This is a genomic window from Paenibacillus tundrae (assembly GCF_036884255.1).
GTDB lineage: Bacteria > Bacillota > Bacilli > Paenibacillales > Paenibacillaceae > Paenibacillus.
Genome location: NZ_CP145605.1, coordinates 3,048,786 through 3,062,168, shown reverse-complemented (window position 1 = coordinate 3,062,168; position 13,383 = coordinate 3,048,786). Strand labels below are relative to the sequence as shown.

The 13,383-nt window shown below is 43.8% G+C and carries 12 protein-coding genes; 2 read left to right on the top strand and 10 right to left on the bottom strand.

The genetic code is table 11. From position 1 onward, the window contains the following. Positions 1-510: 510 nt before the first annotated feature. Positions 511-1,434, top strand: coding sequence for an AraC family transcriptional regulator (locus V6W81_RS13650; RefSeq protein WP_338543741.1), 924 nt, complete (start codon positions 511-513; stop codon positions 1,432-1,434). Positions 1,435-1,716: 282 nt separating this feature from the next. Here the strand turns inward: V6W81_RS13650 and V6W81_RS13645 are convergent, their stop codons facing one another. The 6 genes from V6W81_RS13645 to V6W81_RS13620 all read right to left on the bottom strand — a co-directional run bounded on the left by V6W81_RS13645 (position 1,717) and on the right by V6W81_RS13620 (position 6,655). Next, complete coding sequence (locus V6W81_RS13645) at positions 1,717-3,435, bottom strand: ABC transporter ATP-binding protein (RefSeq protein WP_145047571.1); 1,719 nt, start codon at positions 3,433-3,435, stop codon at positions 1,717-1,719. A 2-nt stretch (positions 3,436-3,437) separates the two neighbouring features. Further along, the gene (locus tag V6W81_RS13640; protein WP_145047570.1) at positions 3,438-3,809 is read right to left on the bottom strand and encodes a hypothetical protein; all 372 of its coding nucleotides are present in this window, start codon (positions 3,807-3,809) and stop codon (positions 3,438-3,440) included. Between the two features lie 99 nt (positions 3,810-3,908). Further along, the gene (locus tag V6W81_RS13635) at positions 3,909-4,457 is read right to left on the bottom strand and encodes a GNAT family N-acetyltransferase (RefSeq protein ID WP_145047569.1); all 549 of its coding nucleotides are present in this window, start codon (positions 4,455-4,457) and stop codon (positions 3,909-3,911) included. 79 nt (positions 4,458-4,536) lie between these two features. Next, positions 4,537-4,824, bottom strand: a complete 288-nt coding sequence (locus V6W81_RS13630; RefSeq protein ID WP_338543738.1) for a hypothetical protein — start codon at positions 4,822-4,824, stop codon at positions 4,537-4,539. A 44-nt stretch (positions 4,825-4,868) separates the two neighbouring features. Further along, on the bottom strand, positions 4,869-6,002 hold the full coding sequence (locus tag V6W81_RS13625; protein WP_338543737.1) for an NAD(P)/FAD-dependent oxidoreductase: 1,134 nt from the start codon (positions 6,000-6,002) through the stop codon (positions 4,869-4,871). A gap of 38 nt (positions 6,003-6,040) precedes the next feature. Further along, entirely contained in the window at positions 6,041-6,655 is a 615-nt protein-coding gene (locus V6W81_RS13620; protein WP_338544003.1) for a TetR/AcrR family transcriptional regulator, read from the bottom strand. A gap of 279 nt (positions 6,656-6,934) precedes the next feature. Between V6W81_RS13620 and V6W81_RS13615 the strand changes: the two genes are divergently transcribed. Beyond that, a complete protein-coding gene (locus tag V6W81_RS13615) occupies positions 6,935-8,374 on the top strand; it encodes a DHA2 family efflux MFS transporter permease subunit (protein WP_338544002.1) in 1,440 nt (479 codons plus the stop codon). Between the two features lie 211 nt (positions 8,375-8,585). Here the strand turns inward: V6W81_RS13615 and V6W81_RS13610 are convergent, their stop codons facing one another. The 4 genes from V6W81_RS13610 to V6W81_RS13595 form a co-directional block, all read right to left on the bottom strand. Next, complete coding sequence (locus V6W81_RS13610) at positions 8,586-9,500, bottom strand: phosphotransferase (protein WP_338543736.1); 915 nt, start codon at positions 9,498-9,500, stop codon at positions 8,586-8,588. A gap of 80 nt (positions 9,501-9,580) precedes the next feature. After that, positions 9,581-10,720: a DUF4303 domain-containing protein gene (locus V6W81_RS13605; RefSeq protein ID WP_338543734.1), complete on the bottom strand. Its 1,140-nt coding sequence runs from the start codon at positions 10,718-10,720 to the stop codon at positions 9,581-9,583. Between the two features lie 155 nt (positions 10,721-10,875). Beyond that, positions 10,876-11,337, bottom strand: coding sequence for a hypothetical protein (locus V6W81_RS13600; protein ID WP_338543732.1), 462 nt, complete (start codon positions 11,335-11,337; stop codon positions 10,876-10,878). Next, a complete protein-coding gene (locus tag V6W81_RS13595) occupies positions 11,334-13,361 on the bottom strand; it encodes a S9 family peptidase (RefSeq protein WP_338543730.1) in 2,028 nt (675 codons plus the stop codon). Before V6W81_RS13595 ends, V6W81_RS13600 begins: the two co-directional genes overlap by 4 nt. Positions 13,362-13,383 lie beyond the last annotated feature (22 nt).

The window sequence follows — 13,383 nt, the reverse complement described above, 5'->3', positions numbered from 1 at the left end:
CCATTCTTCTTAGAATCATCTGATTATGAAGGAACAACGAACATTCCGTAAATGGGTGTATTTTGTATTTTTATGTAGTTTTTTGACGAATAATATCTATTTAATAACTAAAACATATGTTTTTTGTAACTTATTACTTAATATTCAATTCTCTCAGACTATAACCTATCTGATTAGTGCATAGGTTATTTACAGTTCGATATTTATGTATCAATGTTTAGGAGGCGATTCATAAATGACCGTTCAATTAGATTTTTCAAAATATCATTCTAACTTAGGTTTTTCCGCATCGTTTCCTTTAGTTTCTTGAAACTCTTATTCACAATTTTATAGACTCGACTGTTCACAAAATGAATTAACTTTTTTAATATCACCTCATTCCTCTTAAATCATTGCCTAATCCTATCAACGCTACTATTACGGTAGTCCATTATCACATATAATAAAGCCTGATACTGTAGTGCATTATCACATATAATAAAGCCTGACCAAACTGTAAGGAGGATTCGAATGTCCGAAAGAAATTTAGAGCAGCAGCATATGGAACTGACCGAGATGATTAAACGTCACACCCTTCCGAAGGGTTCCGTAGAAACGATCATTCCTTCGCTTTTCTTCTTTCACTACTCCAAACTGACGGAGCCTGAGTACCGCGTGTACAACCCTTCGTTCTGTATCATCGCCCAGGGAAAGAAAGAAATTTTGCTCGCACAGGAGAGATTCGAATACAGTCCTTCTAATTATCTCTTAGCTTCCATGAATCTTCCCGTCGTGGGTCAAGTGATCAAAGCATCACCTGAAATGCCTTATCTCAGTCTCAAACTGGAATTTACACCGAATCAGATTCTTGAAGTTCTCAACGAATGTGATCTGAAAGTAAAAGCAACAGAAAACGCGAGACGTGCCTTGTTTGTAGGTCAGATGGAAGCGTCCATTCATGACGCAGTTATTCGTCTGGTTCGTTTGCTGGATACGCCAGAAGAAATTCCATTTCTCGCTCCGCTGTATACGAAAGAGATCTTGTATCGGCTTCTGCGGGGTTCGTATGGAAACGAATTAGCGCAGATTGCCGTTGAAAACAGCAGTACCTATCGGATCAGAGAGTCCATTGAATATATGATTCGCCATTGGGAGCAATCTTTTCGAATCGAAGACCTTGCAGAGAAAGCCCGCATGAGCGTTTCTTCGTTCCATCGCCACTTCAAAGAAATTACAGCGATGAGCCCCATTCAGTTCCAGAAACAAATGCGATTACAGGAAGCACGTCGAATCCTGTTAGCTGAATCGGCGGATGCTGCTGATGTGGCGTACAGAGTTGGTTACGAGAGCGCTTCACAGTTTAGTCGGGAATACTCGCGGATGTTCGGTTCACCGCCGAGAGCAGATATCAAAAAGCTAAGAGAAAAATACGATCTAATTGGTAACGATGTGTAGGATTATCGTTTAGGCTATATCGGCTTACATTCGGTTCATAACTCAGTCTAATGTTGGATCTATAGCCAGTTTATAATGGTTCTATTTTGTTTAATTGCTGGTTATGTATGGAGAGTTAACTTAGCCAATAGTGCATGTCTATAGTTCAAAGTTGTAGACAAGAAAAAACCGCGCATTATGCGCGGTTTGGTCATTTGATCACATAATCATTTATACATCTATTCACACATTCATTTAAACTCATATCATTTGTACCCATATGATTTGTTCTCATGCTTAACCTTATGAATGGCTATATTGCACTTGGTGAAGCCGACTGTAAATGCCTCCGGCTGCAACAAGCTCCTGATGACTCCCCTGCTCAGCGATTCCGTCTTCGTTCACAACGATGATGCGGTCCGCATTTTGAATCGTAGTTAATCGATGCGCAATAACAAGGGTTGTTCTGCCTACTGACAGCTCAGCCAGAGATTTCTGAATCAACGCTTCCGTCTCCGTATCTAGTGCAGAGGTTGCTTCGTCCAGAATAAGAATCGGTGGATTCTTCAGGAACATACGCGCGATGGACAGGCGTTGTTTCTGTCCTCCCGACAGTTTGACTCCTCGCTCACCAATGACGGTGTCCATGCCATCCGGAAGACTTCGAATGAGTTCTTCCAAGGAAGCACGACGCGCTGCATCCCAGATCTGATCATCCGTTGCAGATAGATCACCGTACGCAATATTTTCCTTAATGGTACCCGAGAAAAGGAATACATCTTGCTGCACAATCCCGATCTGTCTGCGTAACGATTCCAACTTCACCTCTCGAATATCCGTTCCATCCACCGTGATTCGCCCTTCCTGTACTTCATAGAAGCGTGGAAGCAAGCTACAGATAGTTGTTTTCCCCGCACCGGAAGGCCCAACGAATGCAACGGTCTCCCCTGGTTTGACTGTAAGGCTAATGTCGTTAAGTATTCGGCGGCTGTCCTCATAACCAAACGAAACATGCTCGAAGCGAATATCACCACGGACATCGGTTAGTTCGACCGCATTTTTGGCATCTGCAATCTCAGGTTCAGTGTCGATAATCTCCAAGTAACGTTTGAACCCTGCAATGCCCTTCGGATAACTCTCTATGACAGCATTAATCTTCTCAATTGGACGGAAGAAAATATTCGATAATAACAAGAATGCCATGAATTCACCCATATCAATTTTGCCTTCAATGAAGAACCAAGCACCGCACACCATGACAAACACTGTAACTAGACGCATCAGCATATAACTCACCGAAATGCTTTTGGCCATCGTTTTGTACGCCAGCAGCTTGGTCTTACGGAAGTTCTCGTTATCTACCGAAAAGAGTTTCTTCTCATGCTCTTCATTGGCAAAGGATTGTACAACACGAATTCCACCAACGTTATCTTCAATACGAGCATTAAAATTACCTACATCACCGAATAGGCGTCGATAGGTCTTCGTCATACGTCCACCAAATACAATAATAATCCATCCCATGAACGGGATAATGATAAACGTTAATAGCGCAAGCTCTAGATTAATATACGCCATAAGTGAGAATGAGCCGATTAAGGTCATAATTGCGATAAATACATCTTCAGGGCCATGGTGAGCAACCTCTCCAATATCATTCAGATCGTTCGTGAGATGACCAATGAGATGACCTGTCTTACGATTATCGAAGAAACGGAAGGAAAGTTTCTGTAAATGAGCAAACATTTTGGCACGCATGTTAGTCTCAATATTAATTCCTAGCATATGTCCCCAATAGGTAACAACATAGTTCAGGACGGTATTTAATGCGTAAATCGCAAGTAATGCGATTGATGCGAGTAAGATCAAAGGCCAATCCTGTCCTGGCAACAGATCATTAATAAATTTGCTCACGGCTAGCGGAAAAGCTAGCTCGAGTAGACCCGCAACGACCGCACAACCAAAGTCGATCATAAACAGTTTCTTATACGGGCGATAATACGAGAAAAAACGACGAATCATTCTTAGTCACTCTCCAAATCCTTAGTGTTACTAGCCTGTTCTTCTTCGAGTTCGAAGAGATGAATATACTCATCAATCACCTGATCCATAGCCTTCAGCTCGCCGCTGATTACGGGACGAATATGCTCGAACTCTTCTTGTTTCAGTTGTCTAGCCAGTGTAGTCCGATGATTCTGCATTTGCTCAAGAAACAACAGGACTCTACCTCTGCGAAACGTTTGGGCACCACCGCCGCCTCGACCACCAAAGGGCTTACCATGTCCTCCACCACGTCCAGACCGTTCATCATGACGTTCTCCTTCGCCCCTGCCACGGCCAGAACGCTCATTCAAGATCCCTTCTCTACCTCGTCCATCGTTGCGTCGATCTTTCACCTCACAACACTCCTCTAGGTATGTATATAATCGCATACGTTAATGTATACAATCGTATACAAACAGGAAGGAACTGTCAATCTATTTACTCCATATATTTCAATTCTGACTTGACATTAATGTAATAGCATACATCACATGCTCTTTCAATATTCCGTTGACTACGATGGATTGAACCCCCGTTTGTCTGAAGCCTGCTTTCTCAAGAACCTTGATCGAGCCTATATTGTCTGGTAATGCACCTGCTTCCAGGCGCTCAATGCCTACTTCGTGCAAAGCAAAATCAAATAATAGCTGCAGCGCTTCGCTCATGTAGCCTTGACCGTTATGATGTTGGTCTAGGACATAACCTACAATCCATTTTTTCGCCATGTTCAGCTCTATTTCGAACATGGAAACTTCTCCAATGAGCTCGTCCGTGGAACGAAGGAAAATACCGAAGGAATATCTTGTTCCATCCTCCTTAGCCTGAACCCACTTCTCCAATAGCGCTACTTGACCTTCCAACGTATAGAAAGCCTCTGTTCGTTCACTAGCCGTTATCTTTTCGAAGACCTCCCGGTTTCTTATCTGTAAACTCAACATATCTCGCGCATCTTCCACACTTAATAATCGAATGTAGATTCGCTGCCCCTCATATCTCTTCATATCGAGTCACCTCTTCATCATTTAAGTCAGCATGTTACAAGAAAAAGTCGCCTGATGGCGACTTTACCAGTCTTACAAATTAATCACCCAGCAACGCTAATTCCTCGTCCAGATCCGCCAAACGTTTACGAATAGCTTCAATCACTGTCTGTTGCTGAGCAATCTCATCCATGAGCTGGATTTCCACTCCTTTGTCTACCTCTCGATCCTGATATGCTGAGGCGCGATGTTGTCCGAGTTGTTGCTTTTTCACCTCGATAACTTCTTCGGCTTCCTTCAAATGCTCCTCCGTCTGACCGATCTGATACTCCAAATAAGTTATATCAGACGAAGCAGCGGCGTGAGTGGATCGCTGTGAATACGTCATAGTTCACCTCATTTCACAGTTCATTACGATTGAAGAATCTCACCTTATGATGAAATGGACTCCACTGCGTGATTAAGTTTATAAGGTTCAATATCAATGTCCAGCTCCATATCCAGTGCTAACTTCGCTAATTGATTGCCGATGAATGGCCCCATCGTTAGTCCCGATGCGCCAAGCCCATTGGCTGCGATAATGCCTGACCATCCAGGGACTTCACCAAGCACGGGAAGGAATCCCGGCGTGAATGGTCTGAAGCCTACACGCACTTCATCAAAGGTACTATCTGCTAGCCCAGGTGCCAGTTCTAGCCCTTTGTGTAAAATTTCCTGCATCCCACCTGGTGTTACTCTTGTGTCGTATCCTACAATTTCGTTCTCATGTGTAGCACCAATAACAACCTTCTGTTGGTCAAATGTAAGCAAATATTGATCCGTAGGTGGCATGACAACAGGCCATTTGCCTGCATCATGATGATCAGAGACCTGTAAATGCATAATCTGTGCCTTCTGGAAGCTGACTTTGAATTCCATGCCCAATGGTCTTAATATCGATTGTGCCCAGGCGCCTGCACAGACAACGACCGTATCCGCTTTTAGATGTTGTCCATTCACATGCACGCCGCTTACACGTGTTCCCTCATATAAAAGAGCAGCATCTCCTTCAATTAGAACTGCACCATGTCTCTGTGCAGATCGAATCAATGCATCCCGCAGGGCGCGTCCATCTATTCGCGCAGCTCCGCTAATATAAAGGGAGTGATAGCCTTGTTCGAGCAGCGGAAAGTTCGCAAGAGTCTCTGTCTCATCCATTCGAATGATATCTCCGATCTCTGGTGCATCTACCTTTCGCTGCTGTGCCCGTTCTTCCATCTTGTGAATTTTCTCTATATCCCGATGGATGCTGAGAGCGCCAACTCTCGCATAGCCCGTTTCTGTTTCTCCTTCACGTTCTAAATCTTCAATTAAACTTGGATAAAACCGAGCTCCAGCCTTGGCAAGCTGGTACCAAGCTTGATTACGCCGCTGGGATAACCAAGGACAGATGATACCAGCAGCAGCATCCGTTGCTTGCCCTGCATCCTTTCGGTCAACGATATGTACGTCTGCTCCTAATTTAGCCAGTTGATAAGCAGACGCTGCGCCAAGTATGCCTGAACCTACTACGATAACTTTCTTCATTATTACATTCCCTTCCTAGATCACTTCACTCATTATAACTATATTAAATCCTTGTAGCTATGCGACCGAATCAGCGAGAATTGCTTCGCTAGAAAATGTGGCGAATATGGCATATCTGAACGAAGCCACGCAACAATTGTACCAATCAACGCAGATGACCCATACCAAATGGCAATTTCCTTATGGATGCCTACATTAGAAAGCGGGCTATGGCTTTCCATTTTTTCGATTTTGGCTGTAACCAGCTTGCTTAATAACTTTAATAACCCCTCAGTAAAGATCGGTGTTCGCTTGGAAGCAAGCACAACTTTATAAAACTTCGAATTCTCGGCAAAATGCTCAAGCAATTTGACGAGCACCGGCCAAGGTTCATCCTCATTTGCTTCATTCTCAAATAAAGCACCGTGATCTTGAACGATTCCTTCAATCTGTTCAATCATCTCGTCAGCCATCTTCTCCATCATATCTGTGATATCACGATAATGAAGATAAAAGGTTACACGGTTAATGGTTGCTCGTTCCGCTATGCGGTTAACAGATAACTTCTCAATATCCATCTCTTGCAGCAAATCAACAAAGGCATCGCGAATGAGCTGTCTCGTTCTCAGAATACGAGGATCTGTAGGTGTAGACGACTTCTTGTCTTGTCTCATCATCATCAATTCTCCTTCAATTTTTTAACATTACAATTTTAAATAATGAGTCGTTTATGTTCGGAATACACAACAGATATGGGAGTTATGTAAAATAAGCAACGGTTATGACCCAATTCGTAAATTGTAATCTGTGTGAATATGTATATAATTCAATAAATACAATGTAAACTATACAACACATTGTAAATTTAGTCGATGTGCTGATTGAAAGGATTGAATAGTTTGAATCAGATTAGAGAAAAAGATGGCGTGCGAAAGGGTCCTATACTGTTCGTAATGATTTTGGGTGCATTTCTCGCTACCCTGAATCAGACAGTCATGAGTGTAGCTGTACCTGAGCTGATGGGTGATTTTAATATCACTGCTGCTACAGCTCAGTGGTTAACAACTGGTTATATGTTGGTGAACGGCGTGCTCATCCCAATTACAGCCTATTTTATGCAACGCTTTTCCACAAGGCAGTTATTTCAAGCTTCCATGTTCATTTTCCTGTTAGGTACCATAGTATCAGCTATTGCGACGAACTTCGGTACATTGTTAACTGGACGAATGATACAAGCTGCTGGTGCCGGCATTATTATGCCACTATTGATGAATGTCATCTTGACGTTATTTCCGCCTGATAAACGAGGCGCTGCGATGGGAATGGTCGGCTTCGCAATCATATTTGCTCCGGCAATTGGCCCTACGCTCGCTGGTTATATTCTAGAGAACTACACCTGGGAGACGATGTTCTACGGCATGATCCCATTGACTTTAATTGTAATTGTCTGTGGATTTATATACCTCAAGAATGTATCAGAGCGAGTCGAGACCAAGCTTGATTTACTCAGCGTTATTCTATCGACCGTTGGGTTCGGAGCATTACTGTATGGGTTCAGCCGTGCAGGAAGTGCAGGCTGGTCCAGCGTAGAAGTGATTACTTTTCTTATCGTAGGCATTATTGCACTTGCTCTCTTCACATGGAGACAGCTTAGCTCAGCAGCTCCACTGCTTGATCTTCGCGCATTTAAGTATAATATGTTCTCTCTAACCACGATCATTAGTATTGCAATTACGATGGTCATGTACGCGGACATGATGCTGCTTCCGCTCTATCTGCAAAATGCCCGTGGGTACACGGCACTGGAGTCAGGGTTGTTGTTACTTCCCGGAGCGCTTGTAATGGGGTTCCTCATGCCAGTAACGGGTAAATTGTTCGACCGATTTGGTGCCAAATGGCTGGCAATCATCGGTATGATCATAACGATCGTAACTACGATTGGATTTATTGATTTGTCAGATTCAACAAGCTATACCTACTTGTTATTGATGTCCACTGGACGTCGGATTGGGATGGCGCTACTCCTCATGCCGATTCAAACCGCTGGTTTGAATCAACTGCCTACTAAACGGGGAGCGCACGGTACGGCGATCTCCAACACAGTAAGACAGGTAGCCGGTGCTGTCGGTACATCCGTGCTCGTAAGTGTCATGACAAGTCGAACTGCAACACATCTGCAAGATACAATGGCTACAGGTGCAGCGCAAGGTGTAACTCAGCAACAGTTAATGACACAATCTATGATTCAAGGCATCAATGACGCTTATGTTGTCATTATTGGTATCTCTGTCATCGGATTGTTGTTATCCTTCTTCATCAAACGAACCAAACCAGCTACAGAAGAAGAACCTCAACGAGCTGTTGGGAAGAAAGTTTCCGTGAATCCGAACTAATGGATAGTTAGGTTATTGATTCATTTGCATGCATTTATGACAACCACAATATGAAATAGCAGTGTTATAGGAAAAGCGACGGAGCAGAATGTTATATGCATTCACTCCGTCGCTTCTTTAGTTGATATATCATCGTATTTTCATGACAGGAGTCCTCAACGCTAGGGTGTGAACCGATTATTAATGAGTGGGCGGCAACGAAATAATGAGCCTAATCCGACAGTGCCCGCATGATGTTGGATTTCGCCTCTGCCGCAATCACTTCATTCCCGTCATCGACCGCTTGCATTAAGATCAGTATAGGGATATATACCGCGATCAGACGCGCCAAAAGCTTCGTTTCCTCGTTCGCTCCGCCATACGTTTCGAAAAACACGCCGCGAGCGTAAGGTGGTAAAAAGCTATAAGCAACGCTCAAATCGCATGCCGGATGACCTACGCTCAGATCGCCCCAATCAATGATGCCGGAAACGATCCCGTTCTCATTCACAAGCATATTTTTGAAATGAAGATCGCCATGTAGCAGTGTATAGACTGCCTCGACACGGTTCTTTTGCAGCCTGCCAATATACGCTTCGATCACACCGGACTCCTCCGGCGACAAGTGTTCAACCAGCTTCGATAGAAAACCCTCCAATTTCAATTTGCGCGATGCTATGTCCGTCAAGTTTCGATGATCTTGCTGAACTCCATATTTCAGCGCCGCTTGCACCGGAAACTCATGTAATCTCCGCAAAAATTTCGCCAGCGTCTCTGCCGATAAAGCCCGGCGTTCTTCCGTCAAACCAATTGGGAAATCTCCTGGTACGTAGGCATAGCCAAGAAATGGTGCCGGGTATTCGTCACTTGCTTCGCCGTAAAACAACGGTTTCGGATACGGGATGGTCATATATGCCTCCAGCTTCGGCAGTAGATTCCCTTCCATACGAATTGAGCTAACTGCAATCGTTCTTCTTGGAAACCGGAACACGTACTCGTCACCGATGAGAAAAACCGTATTGTCCCAGCCCCAGCCCAATCGCTTCACTTGCTTCGATGACAGCTGAGGGAATTGTCTGTCGATCAGCGTCCGCGCTTGCTCTTCGTTAACCTCCCACTCCGCATCCCATACATTTGTTTCTCCCATGAATTGTCTGCCTCCTCGTTCCTAACGTTATGGTACACGCCTTTCATCAAATCTCTGTTCAAGAATCCGAGTTCCTTATCTTACAATTCCGTTATGTTCACCAATGGTTCGTTTGCGATGAGAAACCAGAGTGGTGCAGCATAAGCATTGTCCAAAGCTTTATTTTTTTGGATTATGGTAGCTAGTTCTCCGCACTTCTCCTTCTGAGCTTCAGAGAGATTACCTGAGAAGTAGAGACATTCAATATAATAATCAATTTCATAGTACTCTTCAGATTCCAGCTCTTTTTTCGCCACGAGACTTTCCAGACGCTTGATGCTCTCTTGTGCTAGTGAATTACCGAATTGTTCCAATTGTTTGAATATTTCGTACTCTGATTTACAGTGTGAATAGGGAAATGTGCTTGCATACGAGTCGTGAACAGCCTCCATCCAATAATCCAAACTTTCACTAACATTTAGCTTCTGATAGGATTCTAATTGCTCAAGATAAGACTGATCCCTTTCTCTGATATCAGGAAATACCTCGTAGAACATTGTAGAGTCAATGGTTTTGCGCATTGTGATACTATAATCGAGAAGATCGTTACCTGTCGCTACGTATGCTATAAACTGGTCTGTTTTGTTTAATACGTTAAACGCGTTCTCATCAATAAGTTGCTGAATCGCATTTACGGCGAGCAGATTGAAGCCAGCCTTAATAATTCCTATTTCAAATGCAACAATTGGAGCACCTTCTATAGCATCTGGTCTATTGAATTCACTCAGATCACCAGAAGCTCGATCTCCAATGAGTTCAAATTGTTTGATAACCTCTCCATATTCCCCCATATGAGCATCCCAATATTGAAAACTGAAATCCCCTGGATTATATTTTAAAGCGTTAACTTCTGTTGGTTCCGTGTATTCGTATTCTTCTAGAGTTTCTAAGAACGAACTATTGGTGTTCATGTATATGTAAAAACTATATTGCTCATCCGCGTACAAATTAAATGCATACACTTGCTCGTTTTCAGATCTTTGTGAAAATGTATCTAATATACTCTTGCAACCCTCAACTAGAGCGTGTGTAAAATCTGTTGCTGTAACCATAGCTGCGCCCACAGGTACGGAAGTATCATAACTAATTTGGTTTCCTTCATGTAAAATAAAATAGCCTTCCTTCCTTAGAGGTGTTCTTCCATCCAAAATTCTGCCAAGCTCCGAATAATAGGTATTCAACGTTATTTCCTCCTACGTCAACTAAGTTTCTCCCATTTCATATGATCCAAAATATCCAATCATCAGATTAATGTATCTTCTTTTACAATTTAATACAATGCTTATTTTTAATATTCAACATTAAAAAAAGAGCCGCGATACCGTGGCTCTTAACATTACTGATACTTCAATTGAATACTTACCATAATTGGTGAAGTAGATTCTTCTGATTGCCCATCTTTCTCTTCCAAAACTACATCCCATTGACGGCTGATCATTGATCGAAGTAATTCAACCTCATGTTTGTGAAGTTGAACCTGGTGCAATGACAGATTCTCCTGTACATAATCCCGCTCTACCTTTTGATCAAAGCGAAAATCCAACAGCCTTTTTAACCCGTTAATATGCAAAAACTTGAATTCATATCCCAGACGGATCGCCGTCTCCCAATCTTCTCCCACTTCAGCAGCCGTCTGTAATCTCTCATCCAGATTCATTGCGGGTTCCTTCAGTTTGGGAAGTAACTGCGCGTAATCTCTCTGGTGTAAACATTGGATGATATCATCCGCGGCTTCACCACTCGTGAGCACATTTTCGACTAACAGTCCAACCGGAATAGAGAGCTGTATTGAACTCATGCTTCTTCCCCTGCCTCTTGTAGATATTGATTAAACCAGCGATTCACCTGTTCGAAGCTGTCTACACGAAGTGAAGGTTTACCTATTTTCAGTAGAGAGTGGTTGGAACCTGGATATCGGATCAGCTTGGTCGTTTTGCCGTACCGCTTGAGCGTTGTATAGAGTTCTTCGGCTTGTGCGATCGGTGTTCGATAGTCCTGCTCCCCATGCATAATCAGAAGCGGCGTCTCGATCTGGTGTGCATATGCAAGTGGTGATCGTGACCACAACCATTCTGCGTGATGTGCCGGATTGCCTCCAATCACACCTTCGACATAGGAAATGCCGATATCGCTTGTTCCATACATGGACAACCAATTAGAGATGCAACGCTGAGTTACGGCTGCCTTGAATCGATGGTTATGAGCGACAATCCAGTTCGTCATGACGCCACCGTAACTACCGCCACCTACACCAAGACGCGACTCATCTAATTCGCCATACGTTGCGAGTGCGTACTCAACAGCTTCCATCAGATCCCGGTAATCTCCTCCAGCAAAATCACCACGGCACGCTCTAGCGAATGCCTGACCATATCCCATACTTCCGCGCGGATTCACCCACAACACTGCATATCCTTGTGCCGCCAGCGATTGAATTTCATGGCTGAATGTGCCTGTGTACATCGCATGTGGTCCGCCATGAATTTGCAAGATCATTGGTGTTTTCGCTTGTTCACTTGGATCATGCTTCTCCGGTCGAATGATCCAACCTTGAATCGGCCATCCATCTGACGAGGTAAATTCAATGCGTTCAGGGCGATGTACTTCTAATTCAGACATCATCTCATCGTTTCGATGTGTAAGTCTGAGCACTTGCCCGTCATCCATATGCACATAATACAACTCACCAGGGCGATCTTCCGTCAGAGCAGCATATATAAGTGCTTTGCCATCGGGGGATAACGTGTATTGGTAAACATCCTTTTCGCTTGTTCCAGTAATGGATTGGCACTCTCCATCTCCACTGATGCGATACACATCAACACTGCCACCATGTGTTCCTAAGACATACATCGTGTTACCCGCAGGATCATTCTGTTCAAAAAGTGGTGCCGGAGAAGCAGGAGCCGATTTCATATCTCCTAATGCTGCGTTGCCAAATTGCATATCCAGATGTGAGGAGATTGGCTTCACTGTGCCTCCACTGACTAACACTTCGTATAACCTATTGTGGCTGCCACTGCCATATTCACGGTCACTTGCAATCAATACAAGCCGCTGACCATCTGGTGTATATGAAAACTGGCTAACTAATAGATCAGACGTTGTCACTTTGAAGGAAACACGATCTGCAATTCGTATTGAAAACACATCGGTAAAATACAATAGATCTGGATCGAGTTCATGATCATCTACCTGTTTGGACATATAAGACAACGACTGACTATCCGGAGACCAGGCAGGTGAAGACACACTCCACTCACCAGACGTGAGCTGTGTTACTTTGCCTGAAGCGAGCTCATAGATAAATAAGTGACTATAGAGTCCATCCCACCAACCGGAGCCTTCCGCTTTTGGCGTTGTCCGTTCGAATACACGTCCTCGCAAAGGAGCTGGCTCACCCGATCTTTCCTCGGTCGATTCTTCTTGATTAAGAACCGCTTTGCTTATAAATGCAATAGAACATCCATCAGGAGACCAGACATAACTCAATATTTTATGATCAGCGGAGAGCAGCACAGCGGGTTGTTCATCTCCTGGTGTCAGAATCCACAGCCCTTTACCACCACCATCGCCAGCACGCAGAAATGCGAGCTTATCACCTTCTGGCGACCAAGAAGGAGCCGAGTCTTTAACACCGTCCGTGACTGCAACATCTTGGCTGCCATCTAACCCAATCCCTCGGATTTGGGTGTTATATTCATTTTTCAAACGATCAATCGTTTGTTCCACATAAGCTACCTGTCCACTCTGATTAACAACTGGCTGACTAATCCAGCGATAACGATTTAAATCCTCAGGAATAATAGGTCGTTGATTCATCTCGGGTGTCTCCTCCTCAAGC

Excerpts from the sequence above, each read along its gene's own strand:
- V6W81_RS13650 (WP_338543741.1), top strand. The coding sequence starts at position 511 with ATGTCCGAAAGAAATTTAGAGCAGCAGCATATGGAACTGACCGAGATG.
- V6W81_RS13645 (WP_145047571.1), bottom strand. The coding sequence starts at position 3,435 with ATGATTCGTCGTTTTTTCTCGTATTATCGCCCGTATAAGAAACTGTTT.
- V6W81_RS13635 (WP_145047569.1), bottom strand. The coding sequence starts at position 4,457 with ATGAAGAGATATGAGGGGCAGCGAATCTACATTCGATTATTAAGTGTG.
- V6W81_RS13630 (WP_338543738.1), bottom strand. The coding sequence starts at position 4,824 with ATGACGTATTCACAGCGATCCACTCACGCCGCTGCTTCGTCTGATATA.
- V6W81_RS13625 (WP_338543737.1), bottom strand. The coding sequence starts at position 6,002 with ATGAAGAAAGTTATCGTAGTAGGTTCAGGCATACTTGGCGCAGCGTCT.
- V6W81_RS13620 (WP_338544003.1), bottom strand. The coding sequence starts at position 6,655 with ATGAGACAAGACAAGAAGTCGTCTACACCTACAGATCCTCGTATTCTG.
- V6W81_RS13615 (WP_338544002.1), top strand. The coding sequence starts at position 6,935 with ATGATTTTGGGTGCATTTCTCGCTACCCTGAATCAGACAGTCATGAGT.
- V6W81_RS13610 (WP_338543736.1), bottom strand. The coding sequence starts at position 9,500 with ATGGGAGAAACAAATGTATGGGATGCGGAGTGGGAGGTTAACGAAGAG.
- V6W81_RS13600 (WP_338543732.1), bottom strand. The coding sequence starts at position 11,337 with ATGAGTTCAATACAGCTCTCTATTCCGGTTGGACTGTTAGTCGAAAAT.
- V6W81_RS13595 (WP_338543730.1), bottom strand. The coding sequence starts at position 13,361 with ATGAATCAACGACCTATTATTCCTGAGGATTTAAATCGTTATCGCTGG.